The organism is Burkholderia aenigmatica, from assembly GCF_048627025.1.
Lineage (GTDB): Bacteria > Pseudomonadota > Gammaproteobacteria > Burkholderiales > Burkholderiaceae > Burkholderia > Burkholderia aenigmatica.
The window spans coordinates 1,398,154-1,422,311 of record NZ_CP184469.1 but is presented as its reverse complement, the minus strand read 5'-3'; the positions used below and the strand labels follow the sequence as shown (position 1 = coordinate 1,422,311).

Sequence of the window (24,158 nt, the reverse complement as noted above, 5' to 3'; positions counted from 1 at the left end):
CCAAGGAGAGAGCATGACCATCAAGCACTGGATCGACGGCCGCGAAGTCGAAAGCCGCGAGACGTTCACGACGCTGAATCCCGCGACGGGCGAGGTGATCACCGACGTCGCATCGGGCGGCGAGGCCGAGGTCGACGCGGCCGTGCGCGCCGCGAAGGAAGCGTTCCCGAAATGGGCGAACACGCCCGCCAAGGAGCGCGCGAAGCTGATGCGCAAGCTCGGCGAGCTGATCGAGAAGAACGTGCCGATGCTCGCGGCGCTGGAGACGCAGGACACCGGCCTGCCGATCGCGCAGACGAGCAAGCAGCTGATCCCGCGCGCGTCGGAGAACTTCAACTTCTTCGCGGAAGTGTGCGTGCAGATGAACGGCCGCACCTATCCGGTCGACGACCAGATGCTGAACTACACGCTGTACCAGCCGGTCGGCGTGTGCGCGCTGGTGTCGCCGTGGAACGTGCCGTTCATGACCGCGACGTGGAAGACGGCGCCGTGCCTCGCGCTCGGCAACACGGCCGTGCTGAAGATGTCGGAGCTGTCGCCGCTGACGGCTGACCAGCTCGGCCGCCTCGCGCTCGAAGCCGGCATTCCGCCGGGCGTGTTGAACGTCGTGCAGGGCTATGGCGCGACGGCCGGCGATGCGCTGGTGCGCCATCCGGACGTGCGTGCGGTGTCGTTCACCGGCGGCACCGTCACCGGCAAGCGGATCATGGAGCGCGCCGGTCTCAAGAAGTATTCGATGGAACTCGGCGGCAAGTCGCCGGTGCTGATTTTCGACGACGCCGATTTCGACCGCGCGCTCGATGCGTCGCTGTTCACGATCTTCTCGATCAACGGCGAACGTTGCACGGCCGGCTCGCGGATCTTCGTGCAGCGCACGATCTACGACCGCTTCGTTCAGGAATTCGCGCGCCGCGCGAACAACCTGATCGTTGGCGATCCGTCCGATCCGGCCACGAATCTCGGCGCGATGATCACGCGCCAGCACTGGGAGAAGGTGACGGGCTATATCCGCATCGGCGAGCAGGAAGGCGCGCGCGTGGTCGCGGGCGGCGCGGACAAGCCGGCGGGCCTGCCCGACCATCTGCGCAACGGCAACTTCGTGCGGCCGACCGTGCTGGCCGACGTCGACAACCGGATGCGCGTCGCGCAGGAAGAAATCTTCGGGCCGGTCGCGTGCCTGATCCCGTTCGAGGACGAGGAGGAAGGGCTGCGGCTCGCAAATGACACGTCGTACGGCCTGGCTTCGTACATCTGGACGCAGGACGTCGGCAAGGTGCATCGCCTCGCACGCGGCATCGAGGCCGGGATGGTGTTCGTGAACAGCCAGAACGTGCGCGACCTGCGCCAGCCGTTCGGCGGCGTGAAGGAATCGGGCACCGGGCGCGAGGGTGGCGAGTACAGTTTCGAAGTGTTCGCGGAGATCAAGAACGTTTGTATCTCGATGGGTTCGCACCATATTCCGCGCTGGGGCGTGTAACGGGCGCGGGTCGTCTGGCAGCACGAATGATTCCTTAGCCGGCAAGCCGGCCAAGCATGGGGCTGGAATAACCGCTAAAGCGCTAACTCCAGCCGACCGCGAAGCATGGGGCTGGAGTAACCGCTAAAGCGCTAACTCCAGCCGACCGCGAAGCATGGGGCCGGAGTAAGCGCTAAAGCGCTAACTCCGGCCGACAGGAGACTTGAACGATGGGCAAACTGTCCCTCGCCGCAAAGATCACGCACGTGCCGTCGATGTACCTGTCGGAATTGCCCGGCAGGCATCACGGCTGCCGCGAAGCGGCGATTCGCGGCCATCAACTGATCGGCGAGCGCTGCCGCGCGCTCGGCGTCGACACGATCGTCGTGTCGGACGTGCACTGGCTCGTCAACGCCGGCTATCACGTGAACTGCAATGCGCAGTTCTCGGGCACGTACACGAGCAACGAGCTGCCGCATTTCATCCGCGACATGCAGTACGCGTATCCGGGCAACCCGGCGCTCGGCCAGTTGATCGCCGAGACGGCCAGCGAGCGCGGGATCGCAACGCGCGCGCACGAGATCGACAGCCTCGAACTCGAATACGGCACGCTCGTGCCGATGCGCTACATGAACGCCGACCAGCACTTCAAGGTCGTGTCGATCGCCGGCTGGTGCATGTGGCATCAGCTCGACGAAAGCCGGCGCTTCGGCGAGGCGCTGCTCGAAGCGATCGAGAAGAGCGATTCGAACGTCGCGTTCCTCGCGAGCGGGTCGCTGTCGCATCGCTTCAACGACAACGGCAGCCCCGAGGAATCGATCCACCAGATCAGCCGCGAATTCTTCCGGCAGGTCGACCTGCGCGTGGTCGAGCTGTGGAAGCAGGGCGATTTCAAGACCTTCTGCGCGATGCTGCCCGAGTACAACACGCATTGCCACGGCGAAGGCGGGATGCACGACACCGCGATGCTGCTCGGCTTGCTCGGCTGGGATCGCTACGATAAACCCGTCGAGATCGTCACCGACTATTTCGCGAGTTCGGGTACCGGGCAGATCAATGCGATCTTTCCGTTGTCCTGATCACCACGCCACGCATTCGACAGGAGACTCGCCATGCCCCATATCGTCGTCGAATACACCGCGAACATCCGCGACGACGCGCGCATTCCCACGCTGCTGCGCACGATCAACGAAACGCTGATCGCGCAAGGCGGCGTGTTCCCGACGGGCGGCATCCGCTCGCGCGCGATCGAGCTGCACGACTACTGCGTCGCCGACGGCACGGAGGACGACGCATTCGTTCACGTGACGCTGAAGATCGGCTCGGGCCGCACCGACGCGCAGAAGAAGGCCGCGTGCGACGCGCTGTTCGACGCGATCAAGTCGCATTTCGCGGCGCTGTACGCGAAACGCTACCTCGCGCTGTCGATGGAACTGACCGAGTTCAGCGAAAGCGGCTCGTACAAGCACAACAACATCCATGCCCGCTACAAGCGGGCCGGCTGAACCCCATTCCCGATCCGACCATGCTCGAACCCGCCATCATCGACCAGCTCGCGCAGCGTCTGCACGACGCCGAGCGCGAACGCAAGCAGATCCGCCAGATCTCGCTCGACCATCCCGACATCACGATCGACGACGCGTATGCGATCCAGCGCGCGTGGGTGGCCCTCAAGCTCGCGGAAGGCCGCACGCTGAAGGGGCACAAGATCGGCCTCACGTCGAAGGCGATGCAGAACACGTCGCAGATCGACGAGCCCGACTACGGCGCGCTGCTCGACGACATGTTCTTCGCCGACGGCGGCACGATTCCGACTGGCCGCTTCATCGTGCCGCGCGTCGAGGTGGAGCTCGCGTTCGTGCTCGGCAAGCGGCTGACGGGCCCGGACTGCACGATCTTCGACGTGTACGACGCGGTCGACTATGTGGTGCCCGCGCTCGAGATCATCGACGCGCGCAGCCAGTCGATCGACCCCGACACGAAGCGTCCGCGCAAGGTGTTCGACACGATCGCCGACAACGCGGCGAACGCGGGTGTCGTGATCGGCGGGCGGCCCGTGAAACCGCAGGACGTCGACCTGCGCTGGGTCGCGGCGATCATGTCGCGCAACGGCGTGGTCGAGGAAACGGGCGTCGCGGCCGGCGTGCTGAACCATCCGGCGAACGGCGTTGCGTGGCTCGCGAACCGGCTTGCGCGCTTCGACGTCGCGCTGGAGCCGGGGCAGATCGTGCTTGGCGGCTCGTTCACGCGGCCGTGCGCGGCGCGGCCGGGCGACACGTTCAGCGTCGACTACGGCCCGCTCGGGACGATCCAGTGCTACTTCGAATGAGGTGAGCGAACGATGCAGATGCCTTCGAATGTCTTCAAGGCCGCGCTCGCGCGCGGCGATGCGCAGATCGGGCTGTGGCTCGGGCTCGCGAATCCGTACAGCGCCGAGGTGGTTGCGGGCGCCGGGTTCGACTGGTTGCTGATCGACGGCGAGCACGCGCCGAACACGGTGCCGACGATCCTCGCGCAACTGCAGGCGATCGCGCCGTATCCATCGCATCCGGTCGTGCGCGTGCCGTGGAACGATCCGGTGATCGTCAAGCAGGTGCTCGATCTCGGCGCGCAGACGTTGCTCGTGCCGATGGTGCAGAGCGCGGATGAAGCGCGCGCGGCGGTGGCGGCGACGCGTTATCCGCCGCATGGCATTCGTGGTGTCGGCAGCGCGCTGGCGCGTGCATCGCGGTGGAATCGTGTCGGCGATTACCTGCATCGCGCGAATGACGAGATGGCCGTGCTCGTGCAGGTCGAGACGCGGGCGGGGCTTGATGCGATCGATGCGATTGCGCGGGTCGAAGGTGTCGACGGCGTGTTCATCGGCCCGGCGGATCTCGCGGCTGATCTCGGGCATCTCGGCAATCCAGGGCATCCGGATGTGCAGGCGGCAATCGACGGTGCGATCCGGACGATCAAGGCGGCCGGCAAGGCACCGGGGATCCTGAGCGCGGACGAGGCGGCCGCGCGTCGTTATCTGGAAGCAGGAGCGCTGTTCGTCGCGGTCGGGGTGGATACGACACTGCTGGCGAGGAGTGCGGAGCGGTTGGCTGCGCAGTTCAAGGGGAAGGGCGGCGAGGCCGTGAAGAAGGGGGACGGGACGTATTGAGCCACGCGGGGTGTCGTCGACATAATAAGGGTATTATCAAATTTCGATTATTGCGATTTTCGTTTATTTCGAATAGACTGGTGCGACTCTGAAACCCTCGATTGGAGAGCGCGATGCCCCATACCCCGACACCCGACATGATCTTGCCGGTCGAGCGCGAGATGCAGGCGGCTGTCGAAGGGCAGCGCACGCTGGCGGCTTATCTCGCAACGCGAACCGATACACAGCGTATTCAGATCTTCGATGACGAGAATCGAGCGCATCAGGTTGAGCTCCCGACGTCCGCGCTGCGGCTGTTGGTCGATATTCTCGCGGAGCTGGCCGATGGCAACGCGGTCAAGGTCGTACCGGTTCACGCGGAATTGACGACTCAGGAAGCGGCGGATTTGCTCAATGTTTCTCGCCCGCACTTGATCAAGCTGCTTGAATCGAATGCGCTGCCGTATCACCGGACGGGTAAGCATCGTCGCGTGCGTTTTTCCGATCTGATGCATTACAAGGCAGCGCGCGATCAGGCGAGTGCCGATGCAATGGACGAGTTGAGCAGGCAGGCTCAGGAGTGGCGGATGGGCTACGAATGACGAGTTCGCCATTCACGGCCGTCTATGATGCCTGTGTGCTTTATCCCGCGCCGCTTCGCGATTTTCTGATGCGGCTGGCGTTGAGTGGATGCTTCCGGGCTCGCTGGAGCACGCATATTCACAACGAGTGGAAGCGTAACCTCTTGCGCAACCGTCCCGACTTGAGCGCCGAGCGCTCTTCGTCGGCCACGATGCCGTACCGTTCGGTCTCCGCGTCAAATGGTGGCGGTATCGGTGGCACTGACGAGTCGGGCCGCGCATGAAAATTTTGATTGATGCATTGCGCTTCTCGCTCGCCGCTTTACTGCTCGTCACCACGGCGCATGCAGGCGTCCTGACTTCCGTTGGTCATCAGTGGACCACTGCTACGTCTGATCTTCCACGTGACGAAAAACTGCCGCTCTTCGATCCACATCGAAAAGACTTCACCTGCGTAGTTGAGGCACAACAGGTGCCTCCAGTGGATCCGCAGGCGGACATGTGGTTTCAGCAAGCGTTGACCTTGGACGATCCGGCCGTACCGGCCGACAACATCGACTATGCGAAGGTGTATCAGCTCTATCTACAGGCCGCTGGAAGAAACCACTGGAAGGCGATGCTGAACCTGGCGTCGCTGATTTTGAGCAATCGTTCCGGCGTACCGGAACACGATCCCGAAGCCGCGATTCAGTGGGTCGAGAAGGCCATGAGGCTCGATATTCCCGATGCATACGACCGGATAGGCATCTATCACCTCGACGGGGTGGTCAAGGGCGGCGGTGCAAGCAAGGCGTACGCATTTTTCCAGCGAGCCGCCGATCTGGGGAGTCCGGCCGCGATGGCTTTCCTTGGCTACAAGCTGGCCGCGTCTTACGACAATCCCGGTGAGGGTTTCTGGGCCAACCAGGCGGTGGGAACCCGGATGCTCGAATGTGCGCTGGCACAGGGGTATGGCGATGCCGCAGAGAAACTGGGTTTGATCTACGCCCGTCCCAATACGCTCGAGGCAAAACGCCGTGCACTGAACGTCTTGCATGAAGGCGTCAAGCTGGGAAGCGCCAAATGCGCCGATAGCCTTGCGGCGGAATTCGACGGGATGGACCTCGACAATGGCACCAACCTGGTCGGCCATATCGACAAGGCACGTGCTCGACGCTATGGCAAAGTCGCCGATGTCTTGAAACCTTACGATGGGCGATTGAAGCTTCCCAACCTGGACAAGATATTGCCCTTGCCGCCAGCACCGCTCCCCAAATGGAACGGCGATATACAAACGCTGATCAATACCGCGAAGGCGGTCACTTAGCCGACGAGGCGACCAAGAGCGACGCCGCGCACGCGATGAGGTTTCGAGCGCGCGACAAGTCTCATCGGGTCAATGCCGGTCAGCAAGCAGTTCGAGGAAGCAAGTTGATTCGCCCAATGAAAAACGTACCAGCGCGCCGCAGCGCGCGACCAGCAGCCATGCCGGTGCGGTTTCTGGCTGCGCTCGCGTTAGGCGTGCTGGTGGCCGGCTGCCATCAGGAGGCGTCGCAGGCAGGCGCTGCCGCGCAGGTGGTGCCTGCCGCCAGCGCGGTCGAGAATCCGGCGTCGGTCAGCGGATTGAATTACGCATCGTATGGGGTTGGAAGTTTCTCCATCACGGATTCCGAAGGTCGAAGCGGGGGCGGTCCGAACATCGCGCCGGTTGGCAAGACCGGGGAACCGAGTGGGGGTGGCTCCGAATCGTGCTGCGTCTATGTGCCGGAGAAGTGGCGCGACGGCATGACGGTGCACGTGCGTTGGGAGCGTGACTCGCACCCATACGACGCCAACGACCGTAGCGGCGACCAATGGCTCGAAGCCGTGGCAAAAGTGCCGCCGTATGGACCCACGCAGTACAACTTCGTGGTGCAGTTCCTCGAGGACGACCGGATTCGCGTCCGCGTCGACGACGGCAGTTCGTTGGACAAGCCGGCCAGCAACGATCCGTATGTCGTTCAGGGTGTGCTCGACGCCACGGCGAACGCGCAGATGCAGGCGCTGCGCGAGCGCGACAAAGCGGCCGAGGCATACGATCGGCAACTGCAAGAAAGGGTGGATAAGGCGTTGAATCACGAGGCGGGCAAATGAGCCTGATCCAATAGCGGAAGTGCATGCCGGAGGCCGGTCGTCCTGGCGAAGCGAAGCAGGTGTGGAGCGAGGGGCGTGCCAAAGCCGTTGATCCGAAGATGGGCTGCATGGGCTATGACTGACTTCCGCCAAAAGAGGAACTTGGTGACGACCTATCCGAAATGCTGGTGATGTCACTCGTTCGCCAGAAATTCTTGTTGGCTAGCGATCAATGACGCGCCACATGCGGTCTTCGTCCCGTCCAGCGCTACCGCGCGGCCTTCGATCGTGTACTGGCTCGAGCCTTGAACGATTGGATAAGCGCCGTTGCACTTCGGACACGAGACCATGTGACCGACGCCAGATGCGGACCTGCCGTTCAAATTCGAAAGTCCAAAGCCTTCGAGCACCATACCGCCGTGATCCGTTGTGTCGCCTTTGCGGATGATGGCCTTCATAGTGATGGATGCCACCGTTCAGAAATGAAATCCGACAATATCGTTCGATTGCCTGGCAGGAGCGTCGAGGTAGATGCTCGATGCCATGAAATCGGTATCGAAGTTGCGAAGCAGATCTATTTGTCCGTTTTCAGGAGGTGAATTATTTCGGTGTTTTTGCTGATCTCAGCAACGTCCAGAGGCGTTTGGTCGAATTCATTCTTCAATTGCTTCTTGGCTCCGCATTTCAGAAGAAATTTAACCGATTCTACTTGCTTCATCATTGCTGCCTGATGAAGCGGTGTATTGCCCAAGTCACCTAAAATGTTTACATCGGCGCCAGCATCAATCAACACTCTCATATCGTCAATGGCACCCTTGCGCGCGGCAAGATGCAAGAGAGTATCGTCCACCGCTCCTCGTTGATTGGGGGCGGTCAGTTCAAGGCCCAAAAATTCAGGGTGGGTCTTGTACTTCTCAAAAACAGATTTCAGTTGCTCTTTTGAGGACATTTTGGCGTGCATTTCCTATTGTGATCATCCTTCAGATTCTGAAGGCGATTTTTCCAACCGGTAAGCTTTTGGTCATGCCGCCCTGGTAGCCACTTTTGATCCCATGCCTCGTACAATTTAATGCACTTTTCGGCATGGTCGATTTGTCGAGAAAGTGTCGAACAGTCGTTACTGCCAGGAGGAGGCGTATCACAGAAGCCTTTAGCATATTGGTCGAGCCGTGCGGCGACAATCCGGGATTCACCGTCATGCCGCCGCGCGTGGGGCCAAAAGACAGCCCCGTGCGACACACGCCCGCCGCATCCGGCTCAGAACCGCTGCTGAATCCCCGCCGTCACCCCGACTTGCGTGGTGCCGTACCCGTTGACATCGCGCGATACGCCGACCTTCTGCCCGTGCTGCCCGATCGCAAACGCACCGGCCGCGTACAGCACCGTGCGCTTCGACAGTGCGTACTGCGCGCGCATCGACACGAGCGTCGGATCGGCGTCCGTGCCGCCCTTGATGTTCTGGTGATACACGGCGCCGATCAGCGAGAACGTCGGCGTGAACTGGTACGAGCCGCCGAGCCAATACATGTCGCTCAGCTGGTTCGCGGCGCTCGTGCGATACGCACGCTTGTAGTTCCGATAGCCCGCCATCGTCTTCAGGTTACCGAAGTCGTAGCTCAGGCCGGCATGAATCCCCTGGATGTAGTTGACCGGATCGGCCGGCGTCACGCTGTCGGACGCGCCATTCTGACGGTCGAACGCGACCACTGCCGCGAACGGGCCGCCCTCGTAGCCGATCGCCGCATCGTACTTCGAACTGGTCTTCACGCTGCCCGGCACGTTGCCGAAGCCGTACATCGCGCCGAACTTGAAGCCGCTGAATTCGCCGTCGTAGCGCACCGCGTTCGACGAACGCGTGAACATGCCGTCCTTGCGGCCGCCGGTGGCCATCGACGACGTCGCCCACGAGTAGTTCTGCGCATACCCCATCGGGTCGAACGGCAGCATGTAGTCGTAGGTGACGGTGAAATTGCGGCCGAGCGAGATCTCGCCCCACTTGCCCTTCAGGCCGACGGTTGCGCGGCGCCCGAAGATCGAGTCGGGGCCGTCGTCGGACGCGCCGTTCGCGAGATCGATCCCGCTTTCGAGACGGAACACAGCCTTCAGCCCGCCGCCGAGATCCTCGACGCCGCGCAGGCCCCAGCGCGACGTGTTCTTGTTGCCGGACTTGAGCTTGTACGAATTGCCGCCTTGCGGCGCCGCGTGGTTGGCGAACTCGATGCCGGCATCCATGATCCCGTACATCGTGACCGACGACTGTGCGTGCGCGGCGCTTGCCGCGAGGCCGGCGACGGCGGCCGAGCCGGTCAGGACGGCGGCGCGAAGGGAGCGTTCTGCGCGTGACTTCATTGACGGTGTCTCCTTGGTTCTTGTGAGTGGGTGAAACGGGGTGAAGCGAATGCGGCGCGCAGCACGCCGCGGCGGACGCGGGGGAGGCGTCCGCCGGACCTGCATGTCATCGGATGGCGGGATGCGCGCCGCGTGGGTCAGCCCGCTTTCGCGAACGCCCAGCAGTCGTTGGTCGGGAATTCGATCCAGTGCTTGCCCGCTGCGCGCGGCATGTGGCCGAACGCGCGCAGGCGCATGTCGCCGCAATGGAACAGGTATTCCCAGCGGTCGCCGAGATACATCGACGTGACGAGATCGGCTTGCAGCCGGTTCGCGCCCGGGCCGTCGGCGACCTGCACGCGTTCGAGGCGAATCACGGCCTGTGCGTCCTGGCCCGGCGCGAGCGTGTCGCGTGCAAGTGCGCGGATTTCCCAGCCGTCGCCCGCGAGCGTCACGCATTCGCCGTCGATCGCCGCGACGCGCGCATCGATCCGGTTGTTGCTGCCCATGAACTCGGCCGTGTACAGCGAGCGCGGTGCGCCGTACAACTCGGCCGGCGTGCCTTCCTGCTCGATGCGGCCGTTGCGCAGCAGCAGGATGCGGTCGGACATCGCCATCGCCTCGGTCTGGTCGTGCGTCACGCACAGGGCCGACAGCCCGAGCGACACGATCAGCTCGCGCAGCCAGGCACGCGCTTCTTCACGCAGCTTCGCGTCGAGGTTCGACAGCGGCTCGTCGAGCAGGATCACCGGCGGGTTGTAGACGAGCGCACGCGCAATCGCGACGCGCTGCTGCTGGCCGCCCGACAGCTGATGCGGAAAGCGTGCCGCGAGATGGCCGAGGCCGAGCTGGTCGAGCGCGGTCTGCACGCGGCGCTTCTGTTCGGCCGGCGCGACGCGGCGCAGCTTCAGCCCGTAGCCGACGTTGTCGGCGACGGTGCGGTGCGGCCACAGCGCGTACGACTGGAACACGAGACCGAGCGAGCGCTGCTCGACGGGCAGGTCAACGCGCTGCGCGCCGTCGAAGAACACGCGGCCGTCGAGCTGGATACGCCCGTCGGACGGCTGTTCGAGGCCGGCCACCGCGCGCAGCAGCGTGGTCTTGCCGCTGCCCGACGCGCCGAGCAGGCACACGACTTCGCCGGCCTTCAGTTCGAACGACACGCCCTTGAGGATCGGGTTGGCGCCGTAGCTGAGGTGCAGGTCGTCGACGATGAGCTTATCCATGAAGTTTCACTCCGAAACGCAGGGCCACGCCGAGACCGGCGCCGACCATCGCAATGTTGATGACAGAGAGCGCGGCGACCTGGTCGACGGCGCCGGTCGCCCACAGCGACACGAGCAGCGCGCCGATCACTTCGGTGCCGGGCGACAGCAGGTAGACGGCCGTCGAGTATTCGCGCTCGAAGATCATGAAGATCAGGAGCCACGCGGCGAGCAGGCCGAAACGCACGAGCGGCAGCGTCACGTCGAGCGACACGCGGCTGCGCGTCGCGCCGACGCTGCGGCCGGCTTCCTCGAGCTCGGGGCCGACCTGCAGCAGCGCGCTCTGGATGAGCCGCATCCCGTACGCGAGCCACACGACCATGTACGCGATCCAGATGCTCCACATCGAATTCTTCAGCTCGCGCAGGCCGGGCACGAACAGGAAGATCCACAGGAACGCGAGGCCGGCGAGCAGGCCCGGCACCGCGCGCGGCAGCAGCACGAGATAGTCGAGCAGCTTGGTGGCCCAGTCGGGGCGGCGGTGGCCGGCGAACGCGACGAGCGAGTAGAAGCCGATCGCGAGCGCGCCGCCGATCACGCCGATGCCGAGCGTGTTGACGATCGCGCGCACCAGGTTGTCCTGCTCGAACAGCTCGATGAAGTTCGACAGTGTCAGCACTTCGGCGAGCGCGACGCCTTCGCCCCAGTTGGTCACGAACGCGCGCAGCACGATGCCGGAGATCGGCACGATCACGGTCAGCATCAGCCACAGCGCGACGATCGCGAGCGCGACCCAGCGCCATACGCCGAGCGGCAGCACCGTCGCGCGGCCGGCCTTGCCCTTCACGGTGACGAAGCGGTTGGCCGTCTTCAGCAGCCGGCGCTGCAGCAGCACGAGCGGGAACGTGATCGCGACGATGCACACGGCGACTGCGGCCATCAGGTGATACGACGGCACGCCGAGCTTGTTGGTCAGCTTGTACAGGTAGGTCGCGAGCACGAGGTGGCCTTCCGGATCGCCGAGCACGAGCGGCAGCCCGAACACTTCGAAGCCGAGGAAGAACACGAGCACGCCGGCGAACAGCAGCGCGGGCATCGTCATCGGCAGGCTGACGTCGAGCGCGACGCGGAACGGGCGGGCGCCCGTCACGCGCGCGGCTTCCTCGACGTCCGAGCCGAGATTGCGCAGCGCGGCCGACGAGTACAGGTACACGTGCGGCACGTGCGTGAGGCCGACGATCACCGTGATCGCGAAGATCGAGTACACGTTCCAGGGCACGTTTTGCACCCCGAACAGTTCCTTGAACCACACGGAGTAGAAGCCGACCGGGCCGGCCGCAACCACGTAGCCGAACGCGAGCACCATCGGCGACACGAACACCGGCGTGAGCAGCAGCGGTTCGAGCCAGCGGCGGCCGGGCAGGTCGGTGCGCACCATCAGGAACGCGAGGATGCCGCCGAGCGGGATCGAGATGAACAGCATCCCGCCGGCGATGATGAACGAGTTCTTCACGGCCGACCAGAAGTCGGGATCGCTGAAGATGAAGCGGAAGCCTTCGATGCCGAGCGTCTTGTTCGCGTCGAAGAACGGCGCGGACAGCAGGCTCTGGAACAGGATGAAGCCGAGCGGCAGCGCGACCGCGACGGTCAGTACCGCGACGACGATCCAGCGCAGCATGCCGGCGAGCGGCTGCAGGCCGTTGGCCGGCAGCGCGGGAATCGCGTCGCGCGGGCCGGTGGTGGGCGGCACGGCCGGTGCCGTTCCGCGGGTGCTGGTTGAAAGCATGAGTTCGCCCCTGCGGCCATCCGGATGGCCGCCTCAAGGAAGTCGGTAAGGGGAAGGGGCCGCCCGCGCCGTGTGCGGCGGGCGGCCGGCAGTCAGCGGATCAGCGCTTGATCGCCTGCTGCCATTGCTTCAGGAAAGCGAGGCGCTTCGACTGGTCGAGATAGACGAGCAGGCCGGTGCCGATCTGGATCGGCTTCAGCGAATCGCCGAGTTCCTTCGTGAGGCTCGCGGCCGACGTTTCGCCGGTCACGTCCGTACGGATCGCGTACAGGTTCGCCTGGTTCGCGATCAGCGTCTGGCCGCGCTTGGACAGCAGGTAGTCGACCCACAGCTTCGCGGCGTTCGGGTTCTTCGCCTTCTTCGAAATCGTGGCGAGACGGCTCACGACCTGCGTGTAGTCCTTCGGAAACACGTAGCCGATCGACTTGTCCTTCTTCGCCTTCGCATACGCATACGAACCGATGATGTTGTAGCCGATCAGGTTCTCGCCCGACGAGATCCGCTCCATCATCGCGCCCGTGCTCGACTGCAGCTTCGGGCCGGTCGCGCCGATCGCCTTCACGAGCTCCCACGTGACCTTTTCGTTCACGTGCGCGTCCTGCGTCAGGTAGTTGAAGCCGACGCCCGATTTCTCGATGTCGTAGGTCGTGACCTTGCCCTTGAACTTGTCGGCCTGCGTGGTCAGCAGCTTGATCAGGTCGGCGCGGGTCTTCGGCACTTCGTTCTCGGGAATCAGGCGCTTGTTGTAGACGATCGCGAGCGGCTCGAACGTCGTGCCGTACGCCAGCTTCTGGTACTGCGCCCACTGCGGCACGTTCGCGCTTTCGGGCGAGTCGTACGGGGCCATCAGGCCGTCGTTGACGAGCTTGACCTGCAGGTCCATCGCCGAGCTCCACAACACGTCGGCGCTGGTGCTGCTCGCCGCGTTCTCGCTGATGTAGCGGTTGTACAGCTCGGTGCTGTTCATGTCGTTGTACTCGACCTTCACGCCGTACAGGCTTTCGAAGTCCTTGATCAGCGGACGCACGAGGCCCGTGTCGGTCGTCGAGTAGACGATCAGCTTGCCTTCCTTCTTCGCGGCGTCGATCACGCCCTGGTAATTCCCCGGATACCCGGCCGGAACCTGCGCGGCGGCGCTGCCGGCGGCAGTGCCCAGAACGACCGCCAGCGCGGCGGCGAGGTGCTTCGGTGCAAACGGCATGTCTTCCTCCAGTTACGTCTAGGTGTTGTTCGAGTGGAGCGGATGTTAATTGCGGCGCACTTTCAGCCTGCTTTCATTTCGGTTCACAATCGTGTTGTTTGTGTCATGGATTTCCCGAGGTCGAAGCGGCGGCCGCCGCGCGTTTCGCGACGCGCGGCACGATCTGGCATCGGAGGGAGGCGCGTTGCCGCGGGGCGCGGCAACGATGGCGAGGGCGGCTACGCGGGTTGCGCGAGAAGCTTGCCGAGGATCCGGCCGCCATGCCGCGCGTGCGCGGCCGTCAGCGCGGAATACCCGACGACGACGCCCGCGTCGCACCGGGCGCTTCGACAGAATCCGCTGATCGGCTGCAATTCGACGCCGGCCGCCTGGGCCTGCGCGACGTACGTTGCGTCGTCCATCCCGGGCGGCAGCCACAGCACGAAATGAAAGCCCGCGAGTTCGCCGGACACCGTATATCGCCCGGCGGCGTGTTTCGCCAACTGATCGAGCACGATGTCGCGCCGCTGGCGGTACGCGTGCCGTGCGGCGCGCAGGTGTTTCGCAAAATCGCCGTGCGCGATGAAGCGGGCCAGCGCCAGCTGCGGCGCCACGCCGACCGAGCGCGCGGTCGCATGCCACACGGCCGACAGCGCCGGCCGCAGTTCCGCCGGCACGACCATGAAGCCGATGCGCAGCCCCGAGAACAGCGTCTTGTTGAACGAGCCGCAGTAGATCACGCGATCGCACGCGTCGAGCGATTTCAGTGCGGGCAGCGGGGCGGTCTGGTAGCTGAATTCGCCGTCGTAGTCGTCTTCGATGATCCACGCGCGGTTGCGCTGCGCCCAGTCGAGCAGTTCGAGCCGGCGCGACACCGACATCGTGACGCCGAGCGGCGCCTGATGGGCGGGTGTCACGTAGGCCGCACGCGCGCCGGGATGCCGATCGAGCGCCCCCGTGTCGATGCCTTCCCGATCGACCGGCACGTCGATCACGGTCGCGCCCGCGATCGTGAAAATCTGCCACGCCGACGCATAGCCGGGATCCTCCATCAACACCGTCGAGCCCGGCGCGAGCAGCGTGCGCGCGACGAGATCGATCGAATGGCGGATGCCGGTCGTGATGAAGATGTCGGCCGCGTCGCACGGGATGCCGCGGTATTCCCGCAGGTACGCGGCGATTTCATGGCGCAGGCCCTCGACGCCTTGCGCCGGCGTCGCCCCGAGGTCGTTCGCCGTCGCGGCAAGCAGGCTGGCCCCGAGCGCCTTCTTCCATTGCTGCATCGGCAGCAGGCCGGGATCGGCCAGCCGCGCGACGAACGGGACGCCCGGACGCACGCCTTGTTCCGGCACGGCGGTGTCGGTCGCGCGCGGCGGCGCGGGGCGCGGGTCGGAAGGGGGATGGCCGTTGTCGCGCGACTGCGCGGCCGCGCGCAGATAGCTGTCCGGCACCACCGCGCAGACCCGCGACCCCGACCCTTGCGTGCGGGCGATGTAGCCCTCCGCGCACAGCCGGTCGTACGCCGCTTCGACGGTTCCCCGGGCGACACCCCAGCGTGCGGCGAGGGTGCGGCTGGACGGCAGCGGGCTGTCGCCGGGCAGCAGGCGTTTCAGGATCGCGTCGCGCAGCGTGTCGGCAATGCATTCCTGCTTCGACTGCGGACTGCCCGTGGACAGCCCGGCAGGGCACGGCAGATCGAGCGGAATCGCGGCTTTGCCTCGCGCCATAGTGGTCTAGTCAGTGTTGGATTTAATGGCCCTTAAGCTTATATCACTTTGACCTTAGATTGCTGTCGACCACATCAATCCGACCGGAGACGGGCTCACCGCATGAAAACGCGTTCATTACCCCAGTGGGGCTGGCTGTTCCTGTTGATGCTCGTCGTGTGCCTGCCGCGGGTCACGATCGATGCGTACCTGCCGTCGCTGCCGGCGATGGCGGACGCGCTGCACGGCACCGACGCCCAGTTGCAGCTCACGCTGACCCTCTACATGGTCGGCTATGCGCTGTCGATGCTGGTGTCGGGGCCGTTGTCCGATCGTTACGGCCGCCGTCCGGTCCTGCTCGGTGGCCTGTGCCTCTATGTGGTCGCGAGCGTCGCCTGCGCGTGGTCGACCAGCATCACGGCGATCGTCGCCGCGCGCATCTTCCAGGCGTTGGGCGGCTGCAGCGGGACCGTGATCGGGCGGGTAATCGTGCGCGAGCGTTTCCCGACCGCGATGCAGGCCACGATGCTGGGGCGGATCTCGGCCGGCATGGCGCTGTCGCCGGTGATTGCGCCGCTGGCCGGCAGTGCAGTTGCCGAGTGGCTCGGATGGCGCGGCGTGTTCGGATGGCTGGCGGCGGGCGGGGTGGTCGCGACGGCGATGGTGCTGCGCTACCTGCCGGAGACCCGCGAAAGCGACGCGCGGCCGGCGCTGGGCGCGGGGCTTCTGCGGACGTACGCGAACCTGCTGCGCGAGCGCCGTTTCCTGCGCTATTCGCTCGCCATCAGTTTCGCGTACTGCACGTACTACCCGTTCATCGCGGAATCGTCGACGCTGTTTCAGCGGCAACGCGGCGTATCGGGCCCGGTGTATGCCGCGATCTTCGGCCTGACCGTGCTCGGCTACCTGATCGGCTCGAACATGTTCGCGCGGACCGGCACCCGCTGGAAGGCCGATTCGGTCATCGCGGCGGCGGCGGGCGTCAATCTGGCCGGCGCCGTCGCGTTGTGGATCGGCGGTGCGATCGCGCCGACGGCGGTGGCGGCGCTCGTCGTCCCGATGTTCTTCGTGATGATTGCGGTCGGGATCGCGATCCCGGCCTGCCAGTTCGCGGTGATGCAGCCATACACGACGATCGCCGGGACGGCGTCCGGGCTGTTCTTCTTTATCCAGATGGCGATCACGGCCGCGTGCGGCGGCGTGCTGGCGTGGCTGTCGGACGGCACTGCGCGCCCGATGATCGTCGTGACGGTCGGCGCGAGCGTCGCGTTCCTGGCGGTGGCGGTCGGCCTCCGCGAGCGGCGGCGCGCAGGCGACGGGTCACGCTTCGCGACACGGAACCGGCCCGTAGCCGACCGCTGAGCGTTGGTCGGCCGGCCCGGCCGACGCGCGCTCGCGCCGGCGGCGCAACCGGTGTTTCCGCGAGGCGTCGGCATGGAAAGGATCATGTAATGTAGCGGCCTGTCGCTGACCTTACGGAATCCCCATGCGTGTGCTGCTCGTCGAAGACAATCCGAACCTCGCCCAGTCGCTGAACGACGCGCTGAGCGCGGCGCGCTTCGCGGTCGACCACATGGCGGACGGCGAGGCGGCCGACCACGTGCTGCGCACGCAGGATTACGCGCTGGTGATCCTCGATCTCGGGCTGCCGAAGCTCGACGGGCTGGAAGTGCTGCGGCGGTTGCGCGCGCGCCGCAATCCGGTGCCGGTGCTGATCCTGACCGCGCACGGGTCGGTCGAGGAGCGCGTGAAAGGGCTCGATCTCGGCGCCGACGACTATCTCGCGAAGCCGTTCGAACTGACCGAACTGGAGGCGCGCGCCCGCGCATTGATCCGCCGCAGCCTCGGCCACGAGCATTCACGGGTCGAATGCGGGCCGCTTTCGTACGACAGTATCGACCGCAGCTTCCAGCTCGCGGGCGAGCCGCTGTCGCTCACGCCGCGCGAGCGCTCGGTGCTCGAGGTGCTGATCCTGCGCAACGGCCGCGCGATCAACAAGGAAACGCTGTCGGAGAAGATCTTCGGGCTCGACGAGTCGGTCAATGCCGATGCGATCGAGATCTACGTGTACCGGCTGCGCAAGAAGCTCGAGAACACGGGCGTTGCGATCGTCACGCTGCGCGGGCTCGGTTATCTGCTCGAAGCGAAGGCGGAGGCGGCGGAATGAACCGCCGCCGCGCTCACGCTCTTTGCACGGGGCCGGTGTACGCGTTGACACGCTGCGCCGGATCGACACGTTCGCGGCCCGCCAACGGCACGCCTGCCATTCACGGCCGATCGCATGGGCGCGGAGAAGCGCGCCGTGCATGCTCCGCTGTGCTCCATGGGGCGGCCTGGCGGGAGGCACGGTGACCCGCCCGAACCTGCGCACCCAGGTCGCGCTGTGGCTGCTGCTGCCGCTGCTCGGCCTGCTCGCGCTCGACTCGTGGCTTACGTACCAGCGCGCGATGAACGCGGCGCACGTCGCGTTCGACCGCACGCTGTCGTCGTCGCTGAAATCGATCCGCGAAGGCGTGCGGCTCAACGATGGCGAGATCGAGGTCGACCTGCCGTATCTCGCGCTCGAAATGCTCGAGTCGAGCGACGGCGGCAAGATCTACTACCTGATCCGCGAGGACAACGGCCACACGATCACCGGCTATCCGGACCTGCCGCTGCCGCAGGGGCGTGACGCGGGCGACGGCGCGCTGTTCGTCACGCGCTACTACGACGTCGTCTATCGCGGCGAGCAGTTGCGGATGGCCGCGCTGCGCATCCCGGTGCACGACGTGCCGACCGCGCAGTCGCGCATCGTGTGGGTGATGGTCGGCGAGACGATCGAGGCGCGTCAGGCGCTCGCGCGCGAAATTTTGGTGGGGTCGCTGCTGCAGGAAGGCTTGCTGGTCGTGCTGGCGCTCGGCATCGTGTGGCTCGGCGTCGGGCGTGGGCTGCGGCCGTTGAACCGGCTGTCGGCGACGGTCGCCGCGCGCAGCGAGGACGATACGACGCCGCTCGATACCGGCGCGATGCCGAGCGAACTCGCGCCGCTGGTCGAGTCGATCAACCAGTACATCGGCCGCACGCAGCGGATGCAGGTCGCACGGCGCCGTTTCTTCGCGGACGCGGCCCATCAACTGAAGACGCCGCTCGCGGCCGTGCAGGCCGGCGTCGAGCTTGCGCTGCGGCCCGACGAGCAGCCACGCGCGAACGGGCACCTGCGGCGCGCGAACGGCGCGGTGCGGCAGGCCGCGAAGATCGTCCAGCAACTGCTGTCGCTGTCGCGGCTCGATTCGGACAGCGGCCATGCGATCGCGCACAAGCCGGTCGCGCTGCACCGGCTCGCGCGCAGCGTGACGCTCGACTGGTCACCGGTTGCACGCGCGCGCGACATCGATCTCGGTTTCGAGCACGAAGCCGACCTCGACGTGCACGGGCAGTCCGACCTGCTCGGCGAGATGATCGGCAACCTGATCGACAACGCGATTCGCTATGCGGGCGACCGCGCGGTGATCACGGTGCGCGTGTCGCGCGATGGCGAGCATGCGCGGCTCGACGTCATCGACAACGGGCCGGGCATTCCGGCGGACGAGCGCGATGCGGTGTTCGAGCGCTTCCATCGCGGCAGCAAGACGCAGACGGTGGAAGGGACGGGGCTTGGGCTGTCGATCGTGCGCGAGATCGCGCGCGTGCATCAGGGCAATGTGACGCTTGATGATGCGGCCGGTGGCGGGCTGGTTGTCACGATCCGGTTGCCGGTGGCTGATGGGAATGGCTGACGAGGTGCGTGGCCGGATCCGCTGAAGTTGGACTGCATTGAAACAGAATGGGCCTGAGCGCAATTGCAACGGCCATCTGAATTGAGTTGGTTCGCCGATTCAGGGGGAACTGACATTTCGCCTGCGCTGCCGGGAACGGCATTGTCAAATTCCGCGCGTCTTTGCCGGTTACTGGGTGCTCCAACCGGGGGCAGTTGCATGTCTATAATATTAGCAATCCATATTATTTGACGCGGATCCCGAATTTCGCCCGCATTGCAGGGTATTTCGGGTTCTTTAACACCCGCGTGTATGTCATCCGACGGAAAAATACACCTCGAAATTTCGGATTCGTCTCATGGACATTCTGCGCATCGGCGGCGAACCTCTCACTTCGCGCGGTTCGGGTAGCGCTATCACGCTGGGCGATAGCGGCATTACCTCAACGCTGCGCTAACGCAATTCAAACGTCGGATGGCTGGCGGAGTGCCTGTCACGGCAATCCCTTCGGTATTGATGGCCAACCGCTGGCCGATCAGGCGATTGCTCCCGACGACATGTCATTTTGCGAACTGAGTTTGTGGAGCCGCTCATGCTTATCAGCTTCCCCTTCCTGGGCACGCCTCAGCCGCGAACCGAGGACGACAGGAACGACGGAACCTTTGGCCTCGGTGAAAAGAGCGGCAAAGGCAGTTTCCCCGTTAGCCATCAGTTCGGTTGGCATGGCGGTGTGCATCTGGTCGCGCCAGGCCCCGACGCGAATCCGGAACCGGTGCGCGCCATTGCCGACGGCGAGGTCGTGTTTGCGCGTCCCTGCGCTGCCAAGCCGGAGCAGAACCCTACCGAGCAAGAGCGCGACGCTTACCCCTTGCTCTACTACGCAGGTTGGACCAGCAATGGTGTGGTGATCCTCAAGCACCAGACTGAAATCGGCGAGGGTGTCGAGGTCGTCTTCTATTCGATCTACCAGCACCTGAAGAGCGTGGCGATCAATTCGGCCACCAAGGCAGCGTGGACGAAAGGCGACAAGATCTATCGCAAAGACCCGGTTGGCCAAGCAGGTGAGATTTACGGTAGGCCAAACCGCATCCATTTCGAAATCGTTGCGGACAAAGCGAACGTCGAGAAGCTGATGGGCCGCAGCGAAGGCAAGCTGCAAGCCTCCGAGGGACGACGCAATTGCGTCTGGGGTGACATCCATATCGTGTTGCCTGCCGGTACGTCTATGTACGCGGTCAACCCGCGTACTGAAACCAGGAGCTACGTCGTGCGCGTCTTCGATTCCACCGTGGGTGCCGCCAACGATACGCTCGAAAGCGTCGCGCAACGGTTCAGTACGACGCGTGAGCGGATTCTTGCGCTGAACGGCAAGACTACGGTGCAGGCAGGCACTTGGTGGTCGAGAGTCTCAGGCTCGGAACAACATGCTTTGAAGAAGCCCGCGCCGACCATGCAGCAACGCACTATTCGCGTGCCGGCCGTCTACGGGGTGGCAGCCACCACGCCGCCTGACGACCTGACCGCCGAGGCATGGGCGCAATGGACCGTACGGCCCATCGGTCAAACGAAGGAGGTGCTTAACGTTGCGCTGAGCGAAGCGCGAGGCACCATCACTCTGACTACGCGTGACGCTGTGGGGGATCGACGTGGTGGCGTTGAAGAAGCAAAGGGCGGTTATAGCCTATACAAGACCGCGACAGACACGTATCCCGGATGCCCCAGTGCAGGCTACGAGATGCTGCGTTTCGGTCGAATCCTGGGGCCCGACGCGCCAGCCGCCACAGATCTGCATGAGGGCCGCCTCCCGCATTTCCGCAAGATTGCTATCGACGGTGGCGTCACAGCCTACGTGGATCTCAATCGTATCGGCGTGAAGGTCTACAGCGACGCCGACTTCCCGCACTGGCTGGGGTGGACATTTATCGACGACGATACCGACGGCAACAGCAGGTGCGATTCGACGCAACTGCTCGACATGATCGAGCCGATGTCGCCAACGCCCGGTGCCGACGCTGCCACCCAATACCGAAATCGGCTGATCCTTGCCTACGCCAAAACGCAGGCCGGTGAATTGCGTGACCGACTCACCTACTGTGTGGTCAAGATGCCCACCGAGTGGGCACGTGACGATTTCGACAAGCGCTGGGATTGGCTGAAAGGCACCGACGGCGAAAGTCCAATCGGCAACATCGTGTTCCCGATTTGCTTGGGCGATCCGGCCTACGAATGGCTCAAGCGCCACCATCAAGCGTTGGCGTTTTGGGAGGAGGCCGTAGAGAAAGGACTAACCCTGAAAGCGGAACATTATCATTTTCATCCGATGCAGTTTATTTATGTCTTTAAAAAAAGCGGATGGCTTAGCCCCGCTGAATTGAAGCAAGTGGTTCCAGCACGAGCTTTGCGAGGCCTGGGGCCAGGCGCATCCACTCAGATCGTGTATGAAAGTACGAGGGCACAGGCTGGACAGTTGGTTGAGACGAATCTTATCGAGTTGAATCGTGCCCTGAGAAAATACGGCATAAATACACCCGAACGTATGGCTGCCTTTCTCGGAAATTCGGTGCCTGAAACGGCTTGGTTGCGAGTGATGCAAGAGGAGGACGCCGACAGTCGTTGGTATGCTCCTTGGATAGGGCGTGGTTTCCTTCAGATTACCCATTCAAGCAACTATCTAGGCTATTGGCACTGGCGTGGGCGCGGGATTGATTCATCGATTGAAGTTAGACTGAGGCAGTCTCAGAAGCAAGCTGATACTCAACGAAGCAACCAACCACTGAAGGATATGGAGCGACAATTGCCTGTACAGATGCAGGGATGGCGCGAGGATGTGCGCCGAATTGCGTTTGATGCTGCCGATAGTTCTGGATACTACTGGAGCGTACACAAGGCAAACTATGAGGTGGATAAGGCTTCACCCAATATTCGTCGTTCGTTCACATTGCATATCACGAGTCAGCAGCGACGTAGTCAACCATTTGCATTCTATGAGAATGTGTCTTTTCGACGGGTGAGCTGCTTGATAAATCTGCCAGGTCATCTCGACCGCGATAACCCAAGGCTGAATGGTTTGGTGGATCGTTATCATGCTCACGCGTATGCGCAAGTATTATTGCTTGATCAGCCAGTATTTCCTAACGACAGTGGCGTGCGACAGTTCCTGCCTGAGGACTATCAAGTGAAAGGGGAGGCGCCGCGATAAATATGAAATACTTAATATGTAAGATCGTCTTCGGGCTGATTTTTTGTGCTAGTAATCGATATGTATTGGCGCATGATAAAAACAAGGAGGCGCTAGCCATTGCAGATCATTCTGATGTCATGCCTGCTGGCATGCAGCGCTATGTTATTTTTATGCGCGATTGCGCTATTGAATTTTTCGCAAAAAAAGGTGGAAATACTCGGACCTACATGGAAGGCGGTAGCTCCTACGCGGATTTTTCACTGAATCATCAGGCTGTGCAAAAATCGTTGAATTTTAGTTTAAATTGCCGTAAAGGGGCTGCAGCTGATCTTTGCTCGAAACTGTTGCCTGTTGAAGATTTTGAAAATATTCACTACTACAAGATACGTCGCCTGGAGAGGCTGCATCCGCTTTACTTTGGGGTTGCACAAATTTCGTCATTTCCTCTTAACAGCTTTCGGCCCGGTCAGGTTCGGGAGCTGGATTTTTGTTTAGGGGATGGTTTACGTACGCTGCGTACCGACAGAGGAGGTATAGAGATCGGTTACGATTCTCGTGATATTTCTGAGACGGTGGGCAAAAGTCTTCAGAATTCCTCGGAGAGAGCTCTTCCCGAAGTGCTTGAAATCATTCGTTCGATCCACTTTGTGTCACCTGATGATGAGATGGATGGGGGTGTGATTTGATTCCGACGGGGGGTAATTTTATTGTGTGAATTAAAATCGCACGATATGTGGATAATTTATTTTGTTTTGAATAATTTCATGAGGGATTGTTTCTATAATATTCACGGTGCCGCGCTTCTTGTCGTGCTGTTGTCGGTGCTGTCGACCTCGTCCTTGGCTTCGAAGGGTTGCATACACGGCGATTCAAAAGAAGTTCATATAGCGCGATCAAAGGAAAGTGGGTCGGTAGTCAAAATCGATTATTGTTGGAGGGGTGGTACCGGTGACGTTGTTATTGATTTGATAAATGATAAAATTCAGCAGAAGTATAAATTTATTGTTGATAATGAGGCGTATTCAATAGGTGTCAATTCATCTATCGATTTGACGGGCCAGGGTGGGCGTGATCTCGGAATAGCGAATGGAAAAGGAAGGTCTGGAGAAGGGATGTGGTACTGGATTTTTGACGGAAACTCAAGGTCATACAAATTTGTTGGAGCGGCGCCACTGCTTCGGAGATCAAAGGCAAAGAATGGGCCACTTTTTGCAATCGTAAGCGGTAGTGGGGATGTTCAGGCGACGCGCTATAGTTATCGAATCAAAGGAGGGAAATTGGCGGTGGTTGGTGCGATAAGCTTTACACCTGTCGATGATGCATATGACATTTCTTTGATGATCTGTGCTTCTGATATTCGGTGCGGGGAGGTCGGAAGGCTAAAAAATATTTCATCGGAGCGAGCACAGAAGTGCATGGAAGGAGTCGATGATTGCAATTATCTTAAATAGAAATCGAGAACAGGATCAGGTTTGCTTCCAGCTGAGTGGTCGATATCGACGTTAAGGTTTACAGCGACGCCGATTTCCCGCACTGGTTGGGATGGGCCTTTATCGATGACGACACTGAGGGCCACGGCCGTTGCGATTCGATGCAACTGCTTGACCTGATCGAGTCGATGACACCTGCATCCGGTGCAGAAGCGGAACGACCAATTCCGCAGGATGGGGCGGCGCCCGGTGTTGCCGTGATTGAAGCTGTCACCCGATACCGCAATCGGCTGATCCTTGCCTACGCCAAGACGCAGGCCGGCTTCCACGTGACCGACTCACCTACTGTGCGG

The 24,158-nt window shown here is 62.7% G+C and carries 22 protein-coding genes and 1 pseudogene; 15 read left to right on the top strand and 8 right to left on the bottom strand.

Annotated elements, in window-relative coordinates:
- Positions 1-13: 13 nt before the first annotated feature.
- The 9 genes and pseudogenes from hpaE to ACN8ZM_RS23400 all read left to right on the top strand — a co-directional run bounded on the left by hpaE (position 14) and on the right by ACN8ZM_RS23400 (position 7,276).
- Entirely contained in the window at positions 14-1,477 is a 1,464-nt protein-coding gene (hpaE, locus tag ACN8ZM_RS23440; protein ID WP_089427642.1) for a 5-carboxymethyl-2-hydroxymuconate semialdehyde dehydrogenase, read from the top strand.
- Between the two features lie 209 nt (positions 1,478-1,686).
- Complete coding sequence (gene hpaD / locus ACN8ZM_RS23435; RefSeq protein ID WP_089453112.1) at positions 1,687-2,535, top strand: 3,4-dihydroxyphenylacetate 2,3-dioxygenase; 849 nt, start codon at positions 1,687-1,689, stop codon at positions 2,533-2,535.
- 33 nt (positions 2,536-2,568) lie between these two features.
- Complete coding sequence (locus ACN8ZM_RS23430) at positions 2,569-2,961, top strand: 5-carboxymethyl-2-hydroxymuconate Delta-isomerase (RefSeq protein WP_420212525.1); 393 nt, start codon at positions 2,569-2,571, stop codon at positions 2,959-2,961.
- Between the two features lie 20 nt (positions 2,962-2,981).
- Positions 2,982-3,785: a 2-oxo-hept-4-ene-1,7-dioate hydratase gene (gene hpaH / locus ACN8ZM_RS23425; RefSeq protein ID WP_043183524.1), complete on the top strand. Its 804-nt coding sequence runs from the start codon at positions 2,982-2,984 to the stop codon at positions 3,783-3,785.
- Positions 3,786-3,797: 12 nt separating this feature from the next.
- On the top strand, positions 3,798-4,604 hold the full coding sequence (hpaI, locus tag ACN8ZM_RS23420) for a 4-hydroxy-2-oxoheptanedioate aldolase (RefSeq protein ID WP_420212524.1): 807 nt from the start codon (positions 3,798-3,800) through the stop codon (positions 4,602-4,604).
- A 113-nt stretch (positions 4,605-4,717) separates the two neighbouring features.
- Positions 4,718-5,185, top strand: a complete 468-nt coding sequence (locus ACN8ZM_RS23415) for a helix-turn-helix domain-containing protein (RefSeq protein WP_089453109.1) — start codon at positions 4,718-4,720, stop codon at positions 5,183-5,185.
- A pseudogene (locus tag ACN8ZM_RS23410) lies at positions 5,182-5,352 on the top strand (PIN domain-containing protein); the annotation flags it as partial. The gene ACN8ZM_RS23415 and the pseudogene ACN8ZM_RS23410, both read left to right, overlap by 4 nt.
- A 92-nt stretch (positions 5,353-5,444) precedes the next feature.
- Complete coding sequence (locus ACN8ZM_RS23405) at positions 5,445-6,470, top strand: DUF6396 domain-containing protein (RefSeq protein WP_420212523.1); 1,026 nt, start codon at positions 5,445-5,447, stop codon at positions 6,468-6,470.
- Positions 6,471-6,586: 116 nt separating this feature from the next.
- Positions 6,587-7,276, top strand: a complete 690-nt coding sequence (locus ACN8ZM_RS23400) for a DUF3304 domain-containing protein (protein ID WP_420212522.1) — start codon at positions 6,587-6,589, stop codon at positions 7,274-7,276.
- 173 nt (positions 7,277-7,449) lie between these two features.
- Here ACN8ZM_RS23400 and ACN8ZM_RS23395 read toward each other — a convergent pair whose 3' ends face one another.
- From ACN8ZM_RS23395 to ACN8ZM_RS23365, 7 genes are all read right to left on the bottom strand, one after another.
- Positions 7,450-7,713 (bottom strand): PAAR domain-containing protein, encoded by a 264-nt coding sequence (locus tag ACN8ZM_RS23395; RefSeq protein WP_043183922.1) that lies wholly within the window; start codon positions 7,711-7,713, stop codon positions 7,450-7,452.
- A gap of 116 nt (positions 7,714-7,829) precedes the next feature.
- A complete protein-coding gene (locus ACN8ZM_RS23390; protein WP_420212521.1) occupies positions 7,830-8,204 on the bottom strand; it encodes an ankyrin repeat domain-containing protein in 375 nt (124 codons plus the stop codon).
- A gap of 308 nt (positions 8,205-8,512) precedes the next feature.
- Positions 8,513-9,604, bottom strand: a complete 1,092-nt coding sequence (locus ACN8ZM_RS23385; RefSeq protein WP_420212520.1) for a porin — start codon at positions 9,602-9,604, stop codon at positions 8,513-8,515.
- A 137-nt stretch (positions 9,605-9,741) separates the two neighbouring features.
- A complete protein-coding gene (locus tag ACN8ZM_RS23380; protein ID WP_420212519.1) occupies positions 9,742-10,809 on the bottom strand; it encodes an ABC transporter ATP-binding protein in 1,068 nt (355 codons plus the stop codon).
- Positions 10,802-12,574, bottom strand: coding sequence for an ABC transporter permease (locus ACN8ZM_RS23375; protein ID WP_420212518.1), 1,773 nt, complete (start codon positions 12,572-12,574; stop codon positions 10,802-10,804). The genes ACN8ZM_RS23380 and ACN8ZM_RS23375 overlap by 8 nt, the downstream gene beginning before the upstream one ends.
- A gap of 100 nt (positions 12,575-12,674) precedes the next feature.
- Positions 12,675-13,775, bottom strand: a complete 1,101-nt coding sequence (locus tag ACN8ZM_RS23370) for an ABC transporter substrate-binding protein (RefSeq protein ID WP_205823102.1) — start codon at positions 13,773-13,775, stop codon at positions 12,675-12,677.
- A 218-nt stretch (positions 13,776-13,993) separates the two neighbouring features.
- Positions 13,994-15,481, bottom strand: coding sequence for a PLP-dependent aminotransferase family protein (locus tag ACN8ZM_RS23365; protein WP_420212517.1), 1,488 nt, complete (start codon positions 15,479-15,481; stop codon positions 13,994-13,996).
- Positions 15,482-15,583: 102 nt separating this feature from the next.
- On the opposite strand from ACN8ZM_RS23365, the gene ACN8ZM_RS23360 reads away from it, so the two are divergent.
- The 6 genes from ACN8ZM_RS23360 (at position 15,584) to ACN8ZM_RS23335 (ending at position 23,826) form a co-directional block, all read left to right on the top strand.
- A complete protein-coding gene (locus tag ACN8ZM_RS23360) occupies positions 15,584-16,822 on the top strand; it encodes a multidrug effflux MFS transporter (protein ID WP_420212516.1) in 1,239 nt (412 codons plus the stop codon).
- Between the two features lie 124 nt (positions 16,823-16,946).
- Positions 16,947-17,627 carry a response regulator gene (locus ACN8ZM_RS23355; protein ID WP_420212515.1) on the top strand — a complete coding sequence of 227 codons (681 nt, stop codon included), beginning with the start codon at positions 16,947-16,949 and terminating at the stop codon, positions 17,625-17,627.
- 181 nt (positions 17,628-17,808) lie between these two features.
- Positions 17,809-19,215: a sensor histidine kinase N-terminal domain-containing protein gene (locus ACN8ZM_RS23350; RefSeq protein ID WP_205823096.1), complete on the top strand. Its 1,407-nt coding sequence runs from the start codon at positions 17,809-17,811 to the stop codon at positions 19,213-19,215.
- Positions 19,216-19,786: 571 nt separating this feature from the next.
- Entirely contained in the window at positions 19,787-22,393 is a 2,607-nt protein-coding gene (locus ACN8ZM_RS23345; protein ID WP_420212514.1) for a hypothetical protein, read from the top strand.
- A gap of 2 nt (positions 22,394-22,395) precedes the next feature.
- Positions 22,396-23,061, top strand: a complete 666-nt coding sequence (locus ACN8ZM_RS23340) for a hypothetical protein (protein WP_420212513.1) — start codon at positions 22,396-22,398, stop codon at positions 23,059-23,061.
- Between the two features lie 78 nt (positions 23,062-23,139).
- On the top strand, positions 23,140-23,826 hold the full coding sequence (locus ACN8ZM_RS23335; protein ID WP_420212512.1) for a hypothetical protein: 687 nt from the start codon (positions 23,140-23,142) through the stop codon (positions 23,824-23,826).
- On the opposite strand, the gene ACN8ZM_RS23330 is transcribed toward ACN8ZM_RS23335, so the two are convergent.
- Entirely contained in the window at positions 23,814-24,134 is a 321-nt protein-coding gene (locus tag ACN8ZM_RS23330) for a hypothetical protein (RefSeq protein WP_205823088.1), read from the bottom strand. The genes ACN8ZM_RS23335 and ACN8ZM_RS23330 overlap by 13 nt on opposite strands.
- Positions 24,135-24,158 lie beyond the last annotated feature (24 nt).